The sequence below is a fragment of the Kitasatospora phosalacinea genome (genome assembly GCF_030268885.1).
GTDB lineage: Bacteria > Actinomycetota > Actinomycetes > Streptomycetales > Streptomycetaceae > Kitasatospora > Kitasatospora phosalacinea_C.
In genome coordinates this window covers 18,845-38,028 of sequence record NZ_BSSA01000014.1, presented here as the reverse complement: position 1 = coordinate 38,028, position 19,184 = coordinate 18,845, and the positions used below count along the sequence as shown (strand labels likewise).

Genomic DNA, 19,184 nt, shown 5'->3' with positions numbered 1-19,184 from the left:
GCTGGAAAGGTGGCCGAACGGGATTGCGGGAGAGAGAGGTTGGGAGGTGCCGGCGGGGACGGGGGAGGGGTCATCCGGCCGGGGGTGCGGTCGGCGAGGGACGGCCGGTGGTGGCGGGTGCGGGTGCGGGTGCCGGTACGGGTGCGGTCGCGGGTGTGGGCGGTGCCCGGTGGGCGGCGAGGAAAGCGGCCGTCGCGGCGTCCCAGCCGAACTCCTCCGCCCTGGCCCGGGCGGCGGCCCGCCGCTCCGCCTCCGGCCTTTCCAGCAACTCCCGTACCGCGAGCGCGAATCCGGCACCGCTGTCGGCCGCCGCGATCCCGGCCCCGCCGACCACCTGCGGTAGCGCGGAGGACCGGCTGACCGCGACGGGGGTGCCGCAGGCCAGCGTCTCCAGCGCGGCCAGGCCGAAGGTCTCCACCGGGCCCGGGGCGATCACCGCGTCCGCCGTGGCCAGCAGGGCCGCCACCTCGGAACGACCCGCCAGGTGTCCCAGGAACCGCACCGGTAGCCGGAGTTGGGCGGCGAGCCGTTCGAGCCGACCGCGCAGCGGTCCGGCCCCCGCGACCGCCAGCACGGCCGGAACCCGGTGACGGCGGCGCAGCTCGGCCAGTGCCTCCAGCGCCCGTTCGGGCCGCTTCTCCCCGGACAGTCGGGAGCACATCGCCAGCAGCACCTGCTGCGGATCGGCCAACTGCGCCCGCAGTGCAGGGTCGTGGCACTCCGGACGCATCGTCTCCAGGTCCACCCCCAGCGGCGCCCGCTCGACGTTGCGGGCACCGATCCGCTCGAACTCCTCGGCCGCCCAGGCCGTCGTGCACAGCACCGTGTCGTAGTCCTGCGCAGTACGGGAGTTGAGCCGGTCCGCGAGCCGCTGCGCAGTTCCGGAGGGCACGCCCCAGGTGCCCAGCACCCCGGTCGCGCTCTCGTGCGAGACCATCATCGACCGCACCCCGTGCGCCTTCGCCCACGCGCCCGTCCAGCGCAGTGTGGTGCGGTCCGACACCTCGAGCCGGTCCGGTGCCAACGCGTCGAGCAGCGAGGCGAGTCGACGCCTGTCGCGGAGCACCCGGTAGCCCCCGCTGCCCGGGACGCGCGGACCGGGCAGGGTGATCACCCGCCCCTGCTCGGTCCACTCGTCGCTGCCCGCCGACCCCGGTACCACCAGCACCGGCCGGTGGCCCGCCGCCAGGTACCCCGCGCCGAGGTGCCGCAGCGCCGTCCGCAGGCCGCCCGAGACCGGGGTGACGAAGTTCGCCACCCGGACGATGCACAACCCGCCCTCCGCGCGGGCCGTTTCGCGGTTCACGCAGGCTGCTCCTCGACCGGGGCCGGGGCCGGGGCGGCGACGGGCGCTTCGGCCCGGCGGGGTGCCGGGACGCCGCTGAGGGGGACGCTGCCGAGAGGGGCGGCGTCGGTGGGGGCGGGGGACGGTTCTCCCGCTCGGGAGCGGTGGCGCTGCCGGTGCTCGGTGAGCACCTCCTCGTAGTGCCGGATCAGCTGGTCGCCCACCGCCTCCCAGCTCCGGTCGGTGACGTCGGCCCGGCCCGCCGCGCCGTACCGGGCCCGCAGTTCGGGCGCGCGGGCGAGGTCGGCGACGGCCCGGGCGACGGCGCCCGCGTCCCGCGGGGCGACCAGCAGCCCGGTGCGGTGGTGGCCGACCAGGTCGAGCGGCCCGCCGACCGCCGGGGCGACCACCGGCACGCCGCTGGCCATCGCCTCCTGGATCGTCTGGCAGAAGGTCTCCAGCGGACCGGTGTGCACGAACAGGTCCAACGAGGCGAAGCAGCGGGCGAGTTCGGCCCCCGTACGGCGCCCGAGGAACACCGCGCCTGGCATCGCGGCCTTCAGCGCGGGCGCGCTCGGACCGTCCCCGATCACCACCACCCGTACGCCCGGCAGCCGGGACGCCTCCGCGAGCAGGTCCACCCGCTTCTCCGGGGCGAGCCGTCCGACGTACCCCACCAGCACCTCGCCGCCCGGGGCCAGCGCGCGGTGCAGTGCCTCGTCGCGGTGGTCGGGGTGGAAGCGCACCGAGTCGACGCCGCGCGCCCAGATCCGGACCTGTCGCACCCCGTGCGCCGTCAGGTCCTGTGCGGCCGGGGTCGACGGGGCGAGCGTGCGGGCGGCGGCACGGTGCACGGAGCGGATCCGCGCCCAGGCGACCGCCGAACCGACCCCCCGTCCCATCCGGTACGCCTGCGCGTAGCCCGCCAGGTCGGTCTGGTAGACCGCCACGGTCGGCAGGTCCAGGCGCTCGGTGAGCCGGGCGGCCCGCGCGCCGAGGACGAACGGACTGGCCAGGTGCACCACGTCCGGCCGGTGGGCCGTCAGCGCGGCGGCCAGCTTGCGACTGGGCAGGGCGATGCGCACCTGCGGGTAGCGGGGCAACGCGACGGAGGGGACGCGCACCACCGGCAGCGGTTCCCGGTCCGGGCCGAAGGACTGCGGCGGGCAGTGCGCGCCCCGCGCCGGGGCGGGGGTGATCACCAGGGGCTGGTGACCCCGCCGGACGAGGTGCTCGGCAGCCCTCAGCACGCTGTGGGCCACGCCGTTGACCTCGGGCGGGAAGGACTCGGTGACGATGGCGACTCGCATGCCAACGTTGTGGCCAAGCCAGGCATGCGGTCAGACAAAGGGATCTTTCGCGCAGACGAACGTCTGCCGCCATTTCCGCACTGGTGTGTGAATGCGGGGGTCGGGTGCTCCCGGGCGGACCCCGGTAGGTGTTTTCCACCGTTTTGTCCGAGTAGTCTGGCGGGATGGAGCACGCGGGAGGGGAAGCGGCGCAGCCCGCCGACGGGCCGGTGGCGAACGGGCCCGCGGGCGGGCCACCGGCGAACGGGCCCGCAGCCGCCAACGGTCCGGACGCGGGGGGTGACGGGGCCGTCGGCGGCGGGGCGGCCGGCGAACTGTGGCGGGCCGTCCGGCACGACGCCGTGCGGCTGCCCGAGCACCTGGCCGAACTGGCCGTGCACCAGGAGTCGAAGCCCGCCGAGAAGGCGGTGGCCGGACTGGCCGGGACGGGCACGCTCGCCGAGCAGCGCGCCGCCGTCATCACCCACGGCATCCGGCTGACCCTGGTCGAGGGCTGCGTGGTCGGCGGACCGCTGATCCTCCTCGTTCCGGTGGCGTTCTGCGCGGGCATGCTCGCCCAGGCCCGGATGGTCCTCGAACTCGCCCTCCTCGCCGGGGCGGAGGGCGACCGGGCCGAACGCAGCGCCGAACTCCTCGTCCTGCAGGGCGTGTACGCCACCGTCCCGGAGGCCCGCGCCGCGCTGGCCGCCACCGCCGCGGAGGACGCCGTCCCCAAGGCCGGCCCGCCGCCCCGCCCGTCCTGGGCCTCCCGGCTGGACATGGTCCGGCGGATGGCCTACCTGCTCGGCCTCGTCGCCATCGGCGAGGCGCCCCGCGGTCGGGTCCGCCGGATCGCGGGGTGGGTCGGCACGGCCCTCCTGGTGCTCTTCGGGCTCGCCTTCCCCGTGGTGTGGATCCCCGTCATGGGGCGCGCCAACGTCCGCGCCACCACCGCCCTCGCCCGGCGCGCCACCGCCTTCTACTGGCCCGACGAGGCGGACGGCCCCGGCGCCGCCCCGCACGGCGAGGAGAGGTACGCGCGCACCGCCACCATCGCGGTCCTCGGCCAGACCCTGCTCGCCCTGCTGCTCCCGGTCGCGGCCTTCCTGTTCGTGCTCTTCCTCGGAGTGGACCTGGCCGGTGGACGCCTCGCCACGGCCCTCCTGGTCGCCCTCGCCGCCGGAGCGGCCTACGCCGCCGACCGCGCCCGCCGCGCCCGCGGCTCCCGCGGCCCGAACAGCGCCCGCCGCGGCAGCGGATCGGACGGGCGCGGCGGTGGGACCGGCGGAACGTCGGACTGACGATTCGTCAGGTCGGCTCCCGAATTCCCGCGGGCGTCCGTGCAGGTTCCCGCGGACGTCCGTGCGGATTCGTGCGCACCCGTGCAGGGCCGCGCACGCCCGTGGCGCCGCCCGCTCCTGTGGGAGGCTGTGCGCATGCGAGAGGTGTTGATCGACCAGGCCGGGCGGTTCGCCGCCGAGCGCTACCCCGACGCGTCGGCCGTGGTGCTGGCCGGTTCGGTGGCGGCGGGACGGGCCCGGGCGGGCAGCGACCTCGACCTGGCCGTCCTGCTCCCCGACGGCCGGGAGACCCACCGCGAGACGCTGCGCCACGAGGGGCGGGTGGTCGAGGTGTTCGCGCACACCAGGGCCGGGCTCGCCGAACTGCGCGTCTTCGACGCCGCTTCCCGCCGCGGGGTGGTGCAGCAGCTGTACGCCACCGGGCTGGTCCTGCTGGACCGCGACGGCCACGCCGCCCGGATCGTCGCGGACTGCCGGGACGAACTGCTGACCGGCCCGCCCCCGCTCGGGGCCGAGCAGCGCGAGAACCTGCGGTACGCACTGACCGACCTGCTGGACGACCTCGGCGACGCCCCGGACCGTCTGGAGGCGCTCGCCATCGGTGCCGAGGTCCTCCGCACCGCCGCCGACCTGCTCAGCGACCACCACCGGGCCTGGACCGGGACCGGCAAGTGGTTCCCGCGCCGCCTGCTCGCCGCCGACCCCGACCTCGGCGGACGCCTCCTGGAGGCCCACCGCGCACTGTGCGAGTCCGGCGACCCGACCGCCCTCGGGGCGGCGGCCACCGCCGTGCTCGACCTGGCCGGCGGCCCGCTCTCGGCGGGCTACCACCGCGGCTGGCCCCCGGCAGCCCGGGGCGCGACGCCCGGCAGCAGGCAGGAGCTCTCCTCGGCGCCCTGAACACGCCCGCCCTGAACACGCCCGCCCTGTGCCCTGAGCGCCCTGTGCCCTGAACGCGCGCCCGCCCGCGTGCCGCGCCCGCCCGAGCGCCGCGCGCGGTCGGCTCAGGACGGCCGGTGGCGGACCCGGGCGGCGAGCAGGGCGATGTCGTCCTCGGCGTCCTCCGGCGCGAGCGCGGCGAGGGTGGCGTCCAGCAGGGAGTCGAGCGGCCCGTCCGAGGGGAGCCGGAGCGCGGACAGCCGGGCCAGCGAGGCGTCGATGTCCTCGCCGCGCCGCTCCACCAGGCCGTCGGTGTACAGCAGCAGGGCGTGGTCGGCGCGCAGCTCCGTGGTGGTCTGCTCGTAGCCGCCGACGCCGGTGCCCAGGGGCGGCCCGGTCGGCACGTCGACCAGCTCGGTGGTGCGCGAGGTGAGCAGCGCGGGCGGCAGGTGGCCCGCGCTCGCGAGGGTCCAGCGGGCCCGGGCGGGGTCGGCGAGGGCCAGTACGCAGGTCGCGGGGCGGGCGTTCTCCTGCTCGGCGATCAGGGCGTCGAGCTGGCGCAGGATGCGGTGCGGCGGCAGGTCCATGGCGGCGACGTAGCGCAGCGTGGAGCGGTAGTTGCTCATGTCGACGGCGGCCTCGACGCCGTGCCCCATCACGTCGCCCATCGCGAGCAGGGTCCGGCCGAACGGCAGCCGCACCGTCTCGTACCAGTCGCCGCCGACCACGGAGGTGATGCCGGACGGCAGGTAGCGGGAGGCGAGTTCGAGGTTGGGGTGCGGGCTGCCGGGTTCGGCGAGCAGGGCCCGCTGGAGTTCCAGGGCGGTGTTCTGCGAGCGGGCGTAGCGCCGGGCGTGGTCGAGGGTGAGCGCGGCGCGCCCGGCGATCGCGGCGAGCAGTTCGGTGTCCTCGTCGGTGAAGCCGAGCGAACTGCCGTGCGCCCGCGCCAGGGTGAGCACCCCGATGGGCCGTCCGCGGGCGGCCAGCGGCACGGCGAGCAGGCAGTCGACGCCCGCGGCCCGGCACGCGGCCAGGGCGGTCGGGTCGGGCACCAGCGCCGCCAGCTCCTCGGCGGAGAGCAGGTTGGCGGCCACCGGACGGCCCTCGACGAGCGCCCGGGCGGCCACCGAGCCGGGGTGGTGCCGCACGGCCGGTCCGCCGCCGCTCGGCGCGGGCGGCAGCAGCTCGGGCAGGTCCTTCCCGCAGGCCGTGGCGGCGCGCCGCAGCCGGGGGAGCGGACGGTCGCCGCCTGCCGCGGCAGCAGCGGCGGCGGTGACGCCGGTGTCGGGCGTGTCGAGCGGCAGGACGTCGACGAGGGCGAGGTCGGCGGAGCGGGGGACGACGAACGCGGCGAGTTCCGCGCAGGTGGTGTCCGGGTCGAGGGTGGTGCCGATCCGCTCCGAACCGGCCTCCAGCAGGGCGAACCGGGCCCGGACGCGTTCGAGTTCGGCCCGGTGCGCGTCGGCACCGCCCGGCAGCACGGCCAGCAGGCCGACCGGCGCGCCCTGCACCTCCAGCCTGCGGAAGTCGGCGGGCCGCCCGGCGAACGTCCCGGAACGCGGTCGCCCGTCGGCCAGCACGCGCGGGAGGGCGCGGTCCGCGTCCGCGACGGGGCGCCCCAGTACGGCCGTCGGCGACACGCCCGTGACCTGCTGGAACGGCGGGTTCAGGTAGCGCCAGCGCAACTCGCCGTCGAGCACCGCCACCGCGACGGGCAACTGGCCGAGCAGGGCGCCGACCAGTGCCGCACGCTCCACCCGCAGGGCCGCGGCGGCCGCGCTGAGCAGCGGATCCGTCGAGTCGTCGCCCGCCGATTCGGGCCGCACCCGTGACTCCTCCCTCGCCACGTCCCCCCGTGGAGCCCCGGGCGGGCGCGGCGCGTCGCCGCACCGTACCGCCCGGTGTTTCGCCTCCCAGATGATCCGCATCCGGGGACCGAACCATACTCGTCGGATGCGCCGAAGCCGAACCGGACACGGTGCGCACACGGTGCGCAGTGCGGCGCACGCGGATTCCCCGCCGACCCGTGCCTTTCTGCCCCGGAAGGTCCGCTTCCGGGCGCGACGCGACGCGGGCGCACCGGCCGACCGCCGCCGCCGGGCCGGGTGCGGGTTCGAGTACGGTCGGTCCGCCGGGGAGAATGGGACCACCACCACCCCGCCACCGGAGGCTCCGCACCGTGACCGACCAGCAGCACCCCGCCCCGACCGGCCGTCGACTCGACCTGCTCGCCGACTGCTCCGCCTGCTTCGGGCTGTGCTGCGTCGCCCTGCCCTTCGCCAAGTCCAGCGACTTCGCGGCGAACAAGAACGCGGGCACGCCCTGCCGCAACCTGCAGGCCGACCACCGCTGCGGGATCCACCCCGTCCTGCGCGAGCGCGGCTACCAGGGCTGCACGGTCTTCGACTGCTTCGGGGCCGGGCAGAAGGTCTCCCGGCACACCTTCGGCGGACGCAGTTGGCGGGAGGACCGGGAGACCGCCGGGCAGATGTTCGAGGTGTTCCCGGTGATGCGCCAACTCCACGATTTGCTGCGGTACTTGGCCGAGGCGATGGAGCTGCCGAAGGCCCGGCCGGTGCACGCCGAACTCCGTCGGGCGTTCGACGGGATCGAGGAGCTCACCCTCCGGGACGCCGCCGCGCTGATCGCCGCGGACGTCCCCGCGATCCGGGCCGGTGCCAACGAACTCCTGCTCCGGGCCAGCGAACTGACCCGGAACGCGCTGCCGGGCAAGAAGCGCAACCACCGGGGCGCCGACCTGATCGGGGCCCGCCTGCGCGGCGCGGACCTGCGCGGTGCCAACCTGCGGGGCGCCTACCTGATCGCGGCCGACCTGTCCGGCGCGGACCTGCGGGAGGCCGATGTGATCGGTGCGGACCTGCGCGACGCCGATCTGCGGGGCGCCGACCTGACCGGTGCGCTGTTCCTCACGCAGTCCCAACTCAACGCCGCCAAGGGCGATTCCGCCACCCGTCTCGGCGCCGACCTGGCCCGCCCCGCGCACTGGTGAGACCCGCCGCGGGGCGCGGGAGGGGGCGCGCGGGGGCGCACGCAGACCCGTGAATCGGGATTAATTGCCTGCGGTCAGGGCGGAACCGGGCGTATGGTCATGAACTCCCCGACGCGAGAGGAGGATCATCCGCGATGGGAATGTTCAAGGACGCACCACCCAGCGAACACCCGGACTTCACCCAACTGCGGTTCATGGCCGCGGGCACGCCCTCGTGGTGGAAGCGCAACCGCCACAAGGCGCTCGGCGTGGCGGGCCTGCTGGCCGGCTTCTGGCTGGCCAACCACTACGGCACCGCGGCCCCCGCCGCTTCCTGCACCCCGACCGCCACCACGACCACGCCCGCCCCGCAGGGGGCAGCCGTCGCCCGCTGAACCGCCCCGCTGAACCGCCCCACGGCGGCGCCGAGTCGGCCCCCTCCCCGACCGGCGCGCGAAGGCCCCCGGTTCCCCACCCCGACGAGGGGAGGGGAGCCGGGGGCCGAACTGCCTTTCCGCTCGCGTCACTTGCCGCCGTCGCGCAGCGCGGTGAGCGTCGCCTCGAACGCGGCGCCGGAGTTGCGCGGACGGTTGTACGGGAGCTTGCCCAGCAGCGAGCCCATCGTGCAGGTGTTGCTGACCGCCGAGAACAGCAGGCCGCCGCCCACCGCGGCCGACACCCAGCGCAGACCGGGAACGGCCACGTCGGCGACCACGCCCGCGAGCACCAGCGAACCCGCCACCAGCCGGACCTGTCGGTCCATCGCCCAGCGGACCTTCTGGCCCGGCACCCGGTTCAGCGCCCCGCCGTTGGCGGCCCAGGCGGAGGTGCCGCCGTCGACGAGCAGCGCCTGCACGCCGGCCGAGGACAACTGCTCGCAGGCGTTCAGGGCACGGGCGCCGGAGGCGCAGACGACGGCCAGCTCGCCGCGCTCGGCAGCGGCCCGCAGTACGGGCAGGGCCTGCGCCAGCTGGTCGAGCGGCACGTTGTGGGCGCCCGGTATGTGACCCCCGGCGAACTCGCCGGGGGAGCGGACGTCGATGACGGTCAGCTCGTGCAGGCGGGGCTGGAGCTGCTCGACGGTCAGGGGCGTGGTCATGGAGCGGGTCGAACCTTTCGGGAGGGGGAGGCCCCGGCGCGTGCGGGCGGGCCGGGCGGGAAAGCGGAGGAAACGGGACAAATGCGGGGGAATCTCCAAGGATGCCCGAGCGACACCGGTGACCGGAAGGCCGGTGAGCGGTGCTCGGGCGGCCCGGGACGGGTGCGGCGGCAGGTGCGCCGCGGCCGGGGCGGCGAGGACGTCGGGGGCGTCAGAGCACGGCGTCCACCAGCATCAGGGCGGCGACCGCCAGCAGGGCCCCGGCGAACAGCCGTTGCAGCGTGCGGCCGGACAGCTTGGCCGCGAGTCGCTTGCCGTCCCAGGCGCCGAGGACTGCCGCGGCGGCGAACGGGCCGACCGTCGACCACGGGATCTCGGCGGCCGCACCCAGCCGGGGCAGCAGCGCGGCCAGCGAGTTCAAGGTGATCACCAGCAGGCTGGTGCCGATCGCCTCGGCCATCGGGAACGCCAGGAAGGACACCAGGGCGGGCACCGCGAGGAACCCGCCGCCGACGCCCAGCAACCCGGTCGCCGCACCCAGCCCGGCCCCCGCCAGCGCGGCCCGCCGCGCCGGAGCGGACGCCCGGGGTGCGGGCCCGGCGGTGGTCGGGCGCGACTCCGGAACGGGGTTCGTCCCTGCAGGGATCATCTCGGTCGCGAGGGCGACCGCGGCCCCCGCGCCGCCGGACGTCCGAGCGGCCCCGAACACGGGCGCGGCTCCGAACACGGGCGCGGCTCCACGCACGGGTGCGGCCCCGGGCGCGGAGGCGGCCCCGGCCGCGGGCGCCGGGCCCGTGGCCGCTGCCGAACCGGGGGCGGCGGACGGCACCGGGCGCGCCGCGCCACCGCTGCCGCCGGCGGCGTCGCCACCGGCAACGCCGCCGCCGGTGCCCTCGTCCGCCGTGCGCCGTCCGCCCGCGAGCATCCGCCAGGCGGCCAGTCCGGCCAGCAGGGCGAACGCGGCGGTCAGGGCGGGGCCGGGCAGGTGGCGGGAGAGCGCGCCGCCGAGCGCGGCGAGCGGCAGCCCGGCCGCGCCGAACAGCAGCCCCTCGCGCCAGCGGACGCGTCCGGCCCGCGCGTGGGCGACCAGGCCGGTGAGCGAGGTCAGGGCGACGATCAGCAGGCTGGCGGTGGTCGCGGTGCCGGGTGTCAGCCCGATCAGGTAGATCAGCGCGGGGACGGCCAGCATGCTGCCGCCGCCGCCGAGCCCGCCCAGGGCCAGGCCGACCACCGCGCCGGCGGCCAGCGCCAGCAGGACGGTGCTCATATCGCGCCGCCGCAGCGACACGCGTCCCGGTGCACGGGTAGTCCGGCCCGCAGCCAGGCGCGCATCCCGCCCACCACGTTCACCGTCGGCACCCCGTGCGCGTTCAGCAGTTCGGTGGCGGTCTGCGAGCGGTTGCCGGAGCGGCACACCGCCAGCACCAGCCGCCCGCCGCCCGCGGCCCGCGCGGCGTCGAGGCCCGCGGCGCCGCCGAGGTCGCCGAGCGGGACGAGGACCGCGCCGGGTGCGTGCAGTTCGGCGTGCTCCTCGGGTTCGCGGACGTCGAGCAGCAGCGCCTCCCCGGCGGCGGCCAGGCGGTGCGCCTCGGCGGGGTCGATCTGCGCGGGCGCGGGCGGCTGGGGGGTCCAGGCCACGGTGTCCTCCTGGGGGGTGGGCGGGCGGTACGGGGGTTCCGGCGGGCCCCGGGGCGGCGGACCGTCCTCGGGAAGATACCGGCGGGGGTATATCGTTGGGTCCGAGCATATACCCCCACCGGTATCGGAACGGCAGGCCCTTGGCCGAGAACTGCCTGCAAGAATACCTACCGGGGTATCCGGGCCCGTGTGGGGTCGCACCTCCAGCCGATGCAGAGAAGGGGACTCCCGTGTTCTTCGCCCAGTACTACCTCGACTGCCTCTCCCAGGCCTCGTACCTGATCGCGGACGAGACCACCGGCCGCGCCGTGGTGGTCGACCCGCGCCGGGACGTGGACGAGTACCTCGCGGAGGCCGGGGCCCGCGGCTTCACGGTCGTGGGCGTCATCAACACCCACTTCCACGCCGACTTCCTCTCCGGCCACCTCGAACTCGCCGACCGCACCGGAGCCTGGATCGGCTACGGCCACCGCGCCGAGACCGAGTACCCGATCCGCAAGCTCACCGACGGCGAGCGGATCAGCCTCGGCGAGGTCGTCCTGGAGGTCGTGGAGACGCCCGGCCACACCCCCGAGTCGATCAGCGTCCTGGTCCGCGAGCACGCCGAGGACACCGTCCCGTACGGGGTGCTCACCGGCGACGCGCTGTTCGTCGGCGACGTCGGCCGCCCCGACCTGCTGGCCTCCGCGGGCGTCACCGCCGACCAGCTCGGCCGGATGCTGTACGACAGCGTCCAGCGCAAGCTGATGGCGCTGCCGGACGAGGTCCGGGTCTTCCCCGCGCACGGTGCGGGCTCCGCCTGCGGCAAGAACCTGTCCACCGAGCGGCAGTCCACCATCGGGCAGCAGCGCGCCACCAACTACGCCTGCGCGCCGATGTCCGAGGACGAGTTCGTGGCCATCGTCACCGCCGGACAGCCCACCGCCCCCGGCTACTTCGGCTACGACGCCGACCTCAACCGCCGCGACCGCGACCTGTTCGACGCCGCCGCGCTCGCCGTCCCGCTGGACGCCGCGTCCTTCCTCGCCCGCCGCGCCGAGGACGGCGTGGTGGTGGTCGACGCCCGCGACCCGCTGGAGTTCGCCGCCGGACACCTCGCCGGGGCCGTCAACGTCCCCGCCGACGGCCGCTTCGCCGAGCAGTCCGGCACCGTCCTCGACCCGGCCTGGCCGCTGCTGGTGATCGCCCCCGAGGGCCGCGAGCAGGAGACCGTCACCCGGCTCGCCCGGATCGGCTTCGACCGCGTCGCCGGATACCTCGCCGACCCCGAGGCGGCCTTCCGCGCCGTCCCCGGGCAGATGCGCCAGGCCCCCCGCCGCACCGTCGCCGACCTGCGCACCGAACTCGCCGGAGCCGAACCGCCGTTGGTGATCGACGTCCGCGGCGAGGGCGAGCGCGCGGGCGGGCACATCCCCGGCTCCGTCCACCTCCCGCTCGCCGAACTCCCGCACCGCCTCGCCGAGGTGCCGCGCGACCGCCAGGTCGTCGTGCACTGCGCGGGCGGCCACCGCTCCTCCATCGCGGCCAGCCTGCTGCGCCACCACGGCCACCCGCACACCTCCGACCTGCTCGGCGGCTACGGTGCCTGGGAGGCCGCGGCCTGAGCCGCCCGGGGGAACGCACGGACGTCCGGTGGGCGGGGGAATGCGCCGCCCACCGGACGGGTTGATACGGGCGGGGGTATGAGGGCCGGGTCACGGGACGCGGCACGGCCCCTGCGAGCGGGCTGCGACCGGCGCCCGCCGAGGACGAGGAGGAGACCCGATGCAGGTGGGCGACGAGGCCGTCGGCGCGGTGCTGAACCGGCTGCGCCGGGCACAGGGCCAGCTGGCCGGGGTGATCGCGATGATCGAGGCCGGGCGCGACTGCAAGGACGTGGTGACCCAGCTCGCGGCCGTCTCCAGGGCCCTCGACCGGGCCGGCTTCAAGATCGTGGCCAGCGGCATGCGCCAGTGCCTGGCCGAGTCGGAGGAGGGCGCGGCCCCGATGAGCGAGGCCGAGTTGGAGAAGCTCTTCCTGGCCCTTGCCTGAGCGAGCCGGGTGAACGGAAGGCTGCTCGGGTGCACCGCGTTCCGGCGCGGTGCCCGGAGGGCGGCAGCGGTCAGGCCAGGGTGAGGAACATCTTCTCGAGCTCCGCCTCGGTCATCGGGGCGGCACCCTCCTCGGCCTCCGCCAGGCACTGGCGCATGCCACTGGCGAGGATCTTGAACCCGGCCCGGTCCAGCGCACGCGAGACGGCGGCGAGCTGGGTCACCACGTCCTTGCAGTCGCGCCCGGCCTCGATCATCGCGATCACCCCGGCCAGCTGGCCCTGTGCCCGGCGCAGCCGGTTCAGCACCGCGCCGACGGCCTCCTCGTCCACCTGCACCGAGCACCTCCTCGCCCTCTTCTGACTCTGGACCCGCCCGATCATACGGGAGGCGCCCGACCCGCCCGCCTACCCGCCGACCCCCACCGGCCTCGGGGGTTCCGGCCACCGGACCGGGCGCTCGACGGCGGGCCCGCAGGCCGCGCAACCGGGGCCGTCGTACGGGTCGCGCAGCTGGTCGACCACCCGCTGGGCGGCCGCCGCGAGCCGACGGCGGTCCGGGAACAGCGCGGGCGGCAACTGCGGCAGGAACTCGACCTCCGCGCACAGGCCCCGCACCGACACCACCCGCCACACCGACGCCAGCAGCCCGTCCTCGCCGACGAACGCGGGCGCGGTGCTGGGACGGCCGTCCGCGGTGCGGTAGCGCAGCACCAGCGGCTGCACGGGGACGTCCGCCCGCACCGCCGCCTCGAACAGCGCCGGGCGGAACCGCCCGCCACCGCGCCCGCACCAGGTGCTGCCCTCGGGGAAGACCACCACCCGCCCGCCGCGGCGCAGCACCGCCGCGATCTCCGCGACCGTGCCGGGCAGCGACCGCAGCCGCTCCCGGTCGATGAAGAGGGTGCCGCCCCAGGAGGTCAGCGGCCCCAGCACCGGCCAGCGGCCGACCTCGGTCTTGGCCAGCATCCGGCCCGGGCGGACGGCACCGACCAGCAGGACGTCGAGCCACGAGATGTGGTTGGACACCAGCAGCGAACCACCGGACCGCCGGCCCGGCACGGCGACCGCCCGCACCCGCACGCCCAGCACGGCCAGCAGCAGCCGCGACCACCAGCGCACCAGCCGTTCCGCGGGCAGCCACGCCAGCGCCCGCACCACCGGCACCGCCGCCAGCCCGACGGCCAGCACCAGCAGGCAGCCCGCCAGCCGCAGCACCCGCAGCGGCAGGCCCGTCCGCGGCCCGGCGACCGTCACGCACCCGCCGGGCGTGCACGGCGCGGTCGGCAGCCAGGCGCTCATGCCGCCGTCGCCGTTCCGCGCGGGGACGGCACGACCGGCGGCGCGGCCGACGGCACGACCGGCGGCGCGGCAGCCGTGACGGCCGCGTCCCGCCCCTCGGTGCTGCCGATGACCGCCGAGACCGGCAGGTCCGCCGCGGCCGCCAGGAAGTGCCGCAGGTAGCGCGGGTCGGTGCGCTCCAGCGACAGCAGCACGTACAGGTCCGCCACGTTGAAGTCCGGGTCGTACGCGGGCTCGCCGCACACCCACGCCCCCAGCCGCAGGTAGCCGCGCAGCAGCGCCGGGACGGGCGTGCGGCCCGCGCGGGACACGCCCTGCGCCGACCACGGGCGCAGCGGGGTGACCCGGTACTGCGGCGGGGCCAGGTGCTTGGCGGAGACGGCGTCCCACACCCCGGCGGCGGTCGCGCCGCCGTCGGCCAGCGGCACCGAGCAGCAGCCGGCCAGCCAGGCGTTGCCGGTGGCGGTCATGTAGCGGGCGATGCCGCCCCACATCAGGTTGATCACGGCGCCGTTGCCGCGGTGCTCGGCCGCGATGCAGGACCGCCCGACCTCCACCATGCCGTCCCGCAGCCCGCCCAGCCGGGCCAGGTCGAACTCGGTGTCGGAGTACAACCGGCCCGCCCGGCGCGCCTGTTCGGGCCGCAGTAGCCGGTACGTGCCCACCACCTCGCCGGAGGGCTGCTCGCGCACCAGCAGGTGGTCGCAGAACTCGTCGAACGGGTCGGTGTCCAGGCCGGGCACCGACGAGTCCAGCACCGCGCCCATCTCCTGCGCGAACACCTGGTGGCGCAGCCGCTGGGCGGCCCGCACCTCCTCCGCGGTCCGGGCGAACGCCAGCTGGTACGTGGGCTGTCGGGGCTCGGTCCGCCGGTTCGACGACGGTCGGGAGGGCTGGGCGGGGAGCTGTCCGGGACGGGCGGGGGCGGTGGTCATGGCGGGACTCTCCGGGATCTCGGGGCGCGGTAGGGTGGCGACGGACGGCACGGGACGACACGCAACGACACGGGCGCTCGCACCCGGACCGCCGGTCGGGCGGCGCCGGGCACGGGCGGCACCCGTATGTCTCCCCGACCCGACTGGCCCTGAGGTGGCCGTCCGTGGGAGACCAGATGTGCACCTGCTGAATGCCGGGTTCGGCCCCGCGGGACGGGTCGCCCCCGGCACCCGCCGCGGCCTGCGCACGGCGTGCTCCGGACGTCCCCCGGCCACCCGGCGGACGCCGACTCTTCCCCCGGGGGCCACCCCCCTCTGCCAGCGTTCCCGACATGCCGAACACGGGCGCGAACGCCCACCCGGGCCGCTACCGGTGGCTCGGGCTGCTGGGCTCGCTCGCCCTCGCCGCGGGCGGACTCACCTCCGGCGCCCTGCCCGCCGCCGCCACCGGCCCCGCGCTGCGCGCCTCCGGCGGCGCGGGCACCGTCCTGGTCTTCGCGGGCCTGACCGTCCTCACCGCCGCCTGGCTGCTCCTGGGCACCACCGGCCGCCGCGCCGGAGGACAACTCCGGCCCACCACCCGCTGGTTGACCGCCACCCTGGCCTGGTGGGCCGCCCCGCTGCTGCTCCTGCCCCCGCTGTTCAGCCGCGACGCCTACAGCTACCTCGCCCAAGGAGCCATGCAGGCAAGCGGGTTCGACGTCTACGCGGACGGGCCCGCCGTGCTCGGCGGTCCGGTCGCCCAGCAGGTGCCCCAGGTCTGGCAGCACGCCCCCGCCCCGTACGGACCCGCCTTCCTGCTGCTGGCCCGGGCCGCCGCGCCGCTCGCCGACCACCCCTACGCCGGGACGCTGCTGCTGCGGCTGACCGCCGTCGCCGCCGTCGCCGCGCTCGCCGCCCTGCTCCCCGCCCTCGCCCGCCGCTTCGGCACCGACCCGGCCGCCGCCCTGCACCTGGGCGCGCTCAACCCGCTGGTCCTGCTGCACCTGGTCGCGGGGGCGCACAACGACGCCGTCCCGCTGGCCCTGATGCTCGCCGGTCTGCTCGCCGCCACCCACCGCCGCCCGCTCGCCGCCGCCACCCTGATCACCCTCGCCGCCCTGGCCAAGGCCCCCGCCGCACTGGCCCTGCCCGCCGCCTGGTGGCTCGCCGCCACCGCGCCGGAGGCGGACGGACCGGGCCGTCGGCGCGGACGGTTCGGCGGCCGGTGGCGTCCGCTGCGGTCGGCCGCGGCCACGGTGCTCGCTGCCGCCGTGACCACGGTCGCCGTCACCGCCGCGTCCGGTACCGGATACGGCTGGGTCTCCGCGCTCACCAGCCCGGCCACCAAAGGCAGTTGGTCGCCGACCAGCAGTCTCGGCCGCCTGCTCGCCGACCTGGCCGGCGTCGCGCCGGAGGGGCCGGTGGCGGTGGCCCGGCTGCTGGGGCTGGCCGCCGCGGCGGTCACGGTCTGCCTGCTCGCGGCCCGGGTCGTCCGCGGGACGGGCGAACCGGCGACGGCCCTGGCGCTCGCCTTCGCCGCACTGGTCGCCCTCGGCCCGGCCCTCCGTCCCTGGTACGCGCTGTGGTGCGCTGTCCCGGCGGCGTTCGCCGTACGCACCGCGAACGCCCGAAGGACAGTCGAACTCGCCTGCGCAGCGCTCGCGTTCACCGTCATGCCGGACGGATTCGCCCCCGATTCCGCCGAGTTGGTGCTCGCCGCCGAAGGACTGGCCGCCGGAGCCGCCATCACGCTCCTGACGGAGCGTCAGGTCACCTTCCAGGAAAGGCAACCGGCATGCTGACCCGCGGCACCACCACCGCCAGGATCACGGTCCTCGCCGTTTGCGTCCTCGCCACCACCCTGGTCCTGGCCGTCATCCCCGGCCACCGCGGCTGGTTCGACGCCGGCGTGTACTACGGCGCCGTCCACCACTGGGCGGACACCGGGCAGCTCTACGACTACGTCCGCCCCGGCACCGGCTACGGGTTCACCTACCCGCCGTTCGCCGCCGTCTGCATGCTGCCGATGCGCCTGCTCGGCTGGCACCCGGCGATCGCCGTCGGCGTGGCGCTGTCCGCCGCCGCCACCGCCCTGCTGCTGCACTGGACCGTCGACCCGATCGCCCGCCGCCGCGGCTGGTGCCGCTGGTACGCGTTCGGCCTGGCGGCCTGCCTGTGCGGCCTGACCAACCCCGTCCGCGACACCTTCAGCTTCGGCCAGGTCAACCTGCTGCTGGTCGCCCTGGTCTTCGCCGACCGGCAACTGGCCGACCGGCTGCCCGCCTCCAGTCGCCGGCGGTGGCTCGCCGGGGTCGGCACCGGGCTGGCGGCCGCGATCAAACTGACCCCGGCCCTGTTCGTCGTCCACCTGCTGCTCACCCGCCGGTGGCGGGCCGCGGCCACCGCCGTCGCCACCGCGCTGGGCGCCACCGGCGCGGGCTTCCTGATCGCCCCCGAGGTCTCCCGCCAGTTCTGGACCGCCACCCTGTGGGACACCGACCGGGTCGGCGGCTTCGCCAACATGTCCAACCAGTCCCTGCAGGGGCTGATCGCCCGGCTCGGCCCCCAACTTCCCGGCCGCGCCCTGTGGGTGGCCGCCGCGCTGGCCGTCCTCGCGCTCTGGGCCCACCGCCTGCGCCGGGCCGCCGCCGCCCGCGACAGCCTCGCCGCGTACAGCCTCACCGGCCTCGCCTGCTGCCTGGTCAGCCCGATCACCTGGGTGCACCACCTGGTCTGGATGCTGCCCGCCCTGGTCGTCCTCGCCGACGCCGCCCTGAGCAGGCCCCGCCACCGCCGCGGGTGGCTCACCCTCTGCTGGGTGCTCCAACTCGTCGTCTCCAGCGGCATGGTGTGGCTCTGGCACCCCGACGGCCGCGACCCCGGCACCCTCCTCGGCGGCAGCGCGTACGCCCTGCTCACCCTCGGTCTGCTGATCGCCGTGCCGATCCGGCCGCACCCCGACGGACCGGAGCAGCCGGGGCCGCCCGTCGAGAGCACCGTAACCACCCGACCGCCGCAGCCGCTCGACCGGCACCCGGCCCCCGTCGGCTGACCCGCCGCGGGGTAAACGGTGGCCCCTTCCGGTTCCGCTCCGCCACAGTGGGCCGCATGACCGCACCCACCCCCGCCGACCCGCCCTTCGTCCCCGGCCTCGACCTCGCCCGGGCGCTGTACGAGGAAGCCGTCCGCCCGCTCCTGGAGCGCACCCACCCGGGCCTGCGCCACGCGGCCGCCCGGATCGGCCCCGGCTCGGAGGTGCTCGGCTTCGACAGCGCCCGCTCCGCCGACCACGACTGGGGGCCGCGCCTGCAGCTCTTCCTGGATCCGGCGGACGCCCGCCGCCACGGCCCCGCGATCCGCGAACTGCTCGCCGCCCGCCTGCCCGGGCACGTCCGCGGCTGGTCCACCCACTACCGCGCCACCGGCGACCCGGACAACCCGGTCAGCCACCTCGCCCCGCCGCCCGCCGGCGGCCCGGTCGACCACCGCGTCACCGTCCACGACCTGCCCGGCTGGCTCGCCGAACGCCTCGGCCCGCCCGCCGCCGCCTGGGCCGACACCGACCCCGGCCCCGTCGACTGGCTGGCCCTCCCGCAGCAGCGGCTCGCCGAGTTCACCGGCGGTGCGCTCTTCCACGACGGCCTCGGCACCCTCACCGCCGCCCGCGGGCGCCTGCGCTGGTACCCCGACCAGGTGTGGCGCCACCTGCTGGCCTGCCAGTGGCAGCGGATCGCCCAGGAGGAGGCGTTCGTCGGCCGCTGCGCCGAAGCCGGGGACGGACTCGGCGCGGCCCTGCTCACCGCCCGCCTGGTCCGCGACCTGATGCGGCTGGCCTTCCTGATGGGCCGCCGCTACGCCCCGTACGGCAAGTGGTTCGGCAGCGCCTTCGCCCGCCTCGACACCGCCCCCGCACTGGCCCCCGCCCTCCGTGCGGCCCTCGCCGCCACCGACCCGGCCGCCCGCGAACGGCACCTGTGCGAGGCGTACGAGGCCGCGGCCCGCGCCCACAACGCGCTCGGCCTGACCGAGCCGCTCGACCCGGCCCGCCGCCGCTACCACGACCGCCCCTACCTCGTCCTGCACGCCGACCGCTTCGCCCGGGCCCTGCAACGGACGGTCACCGCACCGGAGTTGCGCGACCGGCCGCTGACCGGCGCCGTCGACCAGTGGGCCGACAGCACCGACCTGCTCGGCCACCCGCAGGCCGTCCGCGCCGCCGTCGGCGTCCTCGGCCGAGCGCCGACCGGCCCGACCGCCCCTCCCGGCCCCGGGCCCGGGTGCACCGGTCACTCACCCGTCCGGCCCAGCGACGCGCCGCCCGCGGCGCAGCGGGCGGGCACCGGGAGGGAGTGATCGCTAGCGTCCGGCGGAGAGAACGTCAGGTCGAGTGGCTCGTCGAGCGCTTAGGAGAGTGCGCGTGACCGGGACAGCGCCGCCCCCGCAGGGCAGACCGATC

General features: G+C 76.6%; 18 protein-coding genes. 9 read left to right on the top strand and 9 right to left on the bottom strand.

Annotation, left to right across the window (positions count from 1 at the left end):
- Nucleotides 1-70: 70 nt before the first annotated feature.
- Nucleotides 71-1,306 carry a glycosyltransferase gene (locus QSK52_RS20690; protein WP_285737590.1) on the bottom strand — a complete coding sequence of 412 codons (1,236 nt, stop codon included), beginning with the start codon at nt 1,304-1,306 and terminating at the stop codon, nt 71-73.
- The gene (locus tag QSK52_RS20685; protein ID WP_285737589.1) at nt 1,303-2,595 is read right to left on the bottom strand and encodes a glycosyltransferase family 4 protein; all 1,293 of its coding nucleotides are present in this window, start codon (nt 2,593-2,595) and stop codon (nt 1,303-1,305) included. The genes QSK52_RS20690 and QSK52_RS20685 overlap by 4 nt, the downstream gene beginning before the upstream one ends.
- A 164-nt stretch (nt 2,596-2,759) precedes the next feature.
- Between QSK52_RS20685 and QSK52_RS20680 the strand changes: the two genes are divergently transcribed.
- Together QSK52_RS20680 and QSK52_RS20675 are read left to right on the top strand one after the other, a co-directional pair.
- Nucleotides 2,760-3,875 (top strand): hypothetical protein, encoded by a 1,116-nt coding sequence (locus QSK52_RS20680; RefSeq protein ID WP_285737588.1) that lies wholly within the window; start codon nt 2,760-2,762, stop codon nt 3,873-3,875.
- Nucleotides 3,876-4,010: 135 nt separating this feature from the next.
- A complete protein-coding gene (locus tag QSK52_RS20675; protein ID WP_285737587.1) occupies nt 4,011-4,775 on the top strand; it encodes a nucleotidyltransferase domain-containing protein in 765 nt (254 codons plus the stop codon).
- Nucleotides 4,776-4,879: 104 nt separating this feature from the next.
- Here QSK52_RS20675 and QSK52_RS20670 read toward each other — a convergent pair whose 3' ends face one another.
- On the bottom strand, nt 4,880-6,580 hold the full coding sequence (locus QSK52_RS20670; protein WP_285737586.1) for a SpoIIE family protein phosphatase: 1,701 nt from the start codon (nt 6,578-6,580) through the stop codon (nt 4,880-4,882).
- Between the two features lie 353 nt (nt 6,581-6,933).
- Between QSK52_RS20670 and QSK52_RS20665 the strand changes: the two genes are divergently transcribed.
- On the top strand, nt 6,934-7,764 hold the full coding sequence (locus QSK52_RS20665; protein ID WP_285737585.1) for a pentapeptide repeat-containing protein: 831 nt from the start codon (nt 6,934-6,936) through the stop codon (nt 7,762-7,764).
- Nucleotides 7,765-7,898: 134 nt separating this feature from the next.
- Entirely contained in the window at nt 7,899-8,138 is a 240-nt protein-coding gene (locus QSK52_RS20660; RefSeq protein WP_285737584.1) for a hypothetical protein, read from the top strand.
- A 128-nt stretch (nt 8,139-8,266) separates the two neighbouring features.
- Here the strand turns inward: QSK52_RS20660 and QSK52_RS20655 are convergent, their stop codons facing one another.
- From QSK52_RS20655 to QSK52_RS20645, 3 genes are all read right to left on the bottom strand, one after another.
- Complete coding sequence (locus QSK52_RS20655) at nt 8,267-8,842, bottom strand: rhodanese-like domain-containing protein (protein ID WP_285737583.1); 576 nt, start codon at nt 8,840-8,842, stop codon at nt 8,267-8,269.
- 211 nt (nt 8,843-9,053) lie between these two features.
- Nucleotides 9,054-10,109, bottom strand: a complete 1,056-nt coding sequence (locus QSK52_RS39695) for a TSUP family transporter (RefSeq protein WP_285737582.1) — start codon at nt 10,107-10,109, stop codon at nt 9,054-9,056.
- Complete coding sequence (locus QSK52_RS20645) at nt 10,106-10,480, bottom strand: rhodanese-like domain-containing protein (RefSeq protein WP_285737581.1); 375 nt, start codon at nt 10,478-10,480, stop codon at nt 10,106-10,108. Before QSK52_RS20645 ends, QSK52_RS39695 begins: the two co-directional genes overlap by 4 nt.
- Before the next feature lie 230 nt (nt 10,481-10,710).
- On the opposite strand from QSK52_RS20645, the gene QSK52_RS20640 reads away from it, so the two are divergent.
- Both QSK52_RS20640 and QSK52_RS20635 read left to right on the top strand, forming a co-directional pair.
- Nucleotides 10,711-12,084 (top strand): MBL fold metallo-hydrolase, encoded by a 1,374-nt coding sequence (locus tag QSK52_RS20640; protein ID WP_285737580.1) that lies wholly within the window; start codon nt 10,711-10,713, stop codon nt 12,082-12,084.
- A gap of 160 nt (nt 12,085-12,244) precedes the next feature.
- Nucleotides 12,245-12,511 (top strand): metal-sensitive transcriptional regulator, encoded by a 267-nt coding sequence (locus QSK52_RS20635; RefSeq protein ID WP_033255610.1) that lies wholly within the window; start codon nt 12,245-12,247, stop codon nt 12,509-12,511.
- A 70-nt stretch (nt 12,512-12,581) separates the two neighbouring features.
- Here QSK52_RS20635 and QSK52_RS20630 read toward each other — a convergent pair whose 3' ends face one another.
- From QSK52_RS20630 to QSK52_RS20620, 3 genes are all read right to left on the bottom strand, one after another.
- The gene (locus tag QSK52_RS20630; RefSeq protein WP_285737579.1) at nt 12,582-12,848 is read right to left on the bottom strand and encodes a metal-sensitive transcriptional regulator; all 267 of its coding nucleotides are present in this window, start codon (nt 12,846-12,848) and stop codon (nt 12,582-12,584) included.
- Between the two features lie 69 nt (nt 12,849-12,917).
- Complete coding sequence (locus tag QSK52_RS20625; protein ID WP_285737578.1) at nt 12,918-13,811, bottom strand: lysophospholipid acyltransferase family protein; 894 nt, start codon at nt 13,809-13,811, stop codon at nt 12,918-12,920.
- Complete coding sequence (locus tag QSK52_RS20620) at nt 13,808-14,746, bottom strand: GNAT family N-acetyltransferase (protein WP_285737577.1); 939 nt, start codon at nt 14,744-14,746, stop codon at nt 13,808-13,810. The genes QSK52_RS20625 and QSK52_RS20620 overlap by 4 nt, the downstream gene beginning before the upstream one ends.
- Nucleotides 14,747-15,078: 332 nt before the next feature.
- Here QSK52_RS20620 and mptB point away from each other — a divergent pair, with 332 nt between their 5' ends.
- Genes mptB through QSK52_RS20605 form a run of 3 tightly spaced genes read left to right on the top strand, consistent with a single transcriptional unit; the run spans nt 15,079 to nt 19,081 of the window.
- A complete protein-coding gene (gene mptB, locus QSK52_RS20615) occupies nt 15,079-16,530 on the top strand; it encodes a polyprenol phosphomannose-dependent alpha 1,6 mannosyltransferase MptB (protein ID WP_285737576.1) in 1,452 nt (483 codons plus the stop codon).
- Nucleotides 16,524-17,780, top strand: a complete 1,257-nt coding sequence (locus tag QSK52_RS20610; RefSeq protein ID WP_285737575.1) for a glycosyltransferase 87 family protein — start codon at nt 16,524-16,526, stop codon at nt 17,778-17,780. The genes mptB and QSK52_RS20610 overlap by 7 nt, the downstream gene beginning before the upstream one ends.
- 56 nt (nt 17,781-17,836) lie before the next feature.
- Complete coding sequence (locus QSK52_RS20605) at nt 17,837-19,081, top strand: DUF4037 domain-containing protein (protein ID WP_285737574.1); 1,245 nt, start codon at nt 17,837-17,839, stop codon at nt 19,079-19,081.
- Nucleotides 19,082-19,184 lie beyond the last annotated feature (103 nt).

Bases quoted from the DNA above. Each gene is read 5' to 3' on its own strand.
- QSK52_RS20685 (WP_285737589.1), bottom strand. From the start codon at position 2,595: ATGCGAGTCGCCATCGTCACCGAGTCCTTCCCGCCCGAGGTCAACGGC.
- QSK52_RS20680 (WP_285737588.1), top strand. From the start codon at position 2,760: ATGGAGCACGCGGGAGGGGAAGCGGCGCAGCCCGCCGACGGGCCGGTG.
- QSK52_RS20675 (WP_285737587.1), top strand. From the start codon at position 4,011: ATGCGAGAGGTGTTGATCGACCAGGCCGGGCGGTTCGCCGCCGAGCGC.
- QSK52_RS20660 (WP_285737584.1), top strand. From the start codon at position 7,899: ATGGGAATGTTCAAGGACGCACCACCCAGCGAACACCCGGACTTCACC.
- QSK52_RS20655 (WP_285737583.1), bottom strand. From the start codon at position 8,842: ATGACCACGCCCCTGACCGTCGAGCAGCTCCAGCCCCGCCTGCACGAG.
- QSK52_RS39695 (WP_285737582.1), bottom strand. From the start codon at position 10,109: ATGAGCACCGTCCTGCTGGCGCTGGCCGCCGGCGCGGTGGTCGGCCTG.
- QSK52_RS20635 (WP_033255610.1), top strand. From the start codon at position 12,245: ATGCAGGTGGGCGACGAGGCCGTCGGCGCGGTGCTGAACCGGCTGCGC.
- QSK52_RS20625 (WP_285737578.1), bottom strand. From the start codon at position 13,811: ATGAGCGCCTGGCTGCCGACCGCGCCGTGCACGCCCGGCGGGTGCGTG.
- QSK52_RS20620 (WP_285737577.1), bottom strand. From the start codon at position 14,746: ATGACCACCGCCCCCGCCCGTCCCGGACAGCTCCCCGCCCAGCCCTCC.
- mptB (WP_285737576.1), top strand. From the start codon at position 15,079: ATGCCGAACACGGGCGCGAACGCCCACCCGGGCCGCTACCGGTGGCTC.
- QSK52_RS20610 (WP_285737575.1), top strand. From the start codon at position 16,524: ATGCTGACCCGCGGCACCACCACCGCCAGGATCACGGTCCTCGCCGTT.
- QSK52_RS20605 (WP_285737574.1), top strand. From the start codon at position 17,837: ATGACCGCACCCACCCCCGCCGACCCGCCCTTCGTCCCCGGCCTCGAC.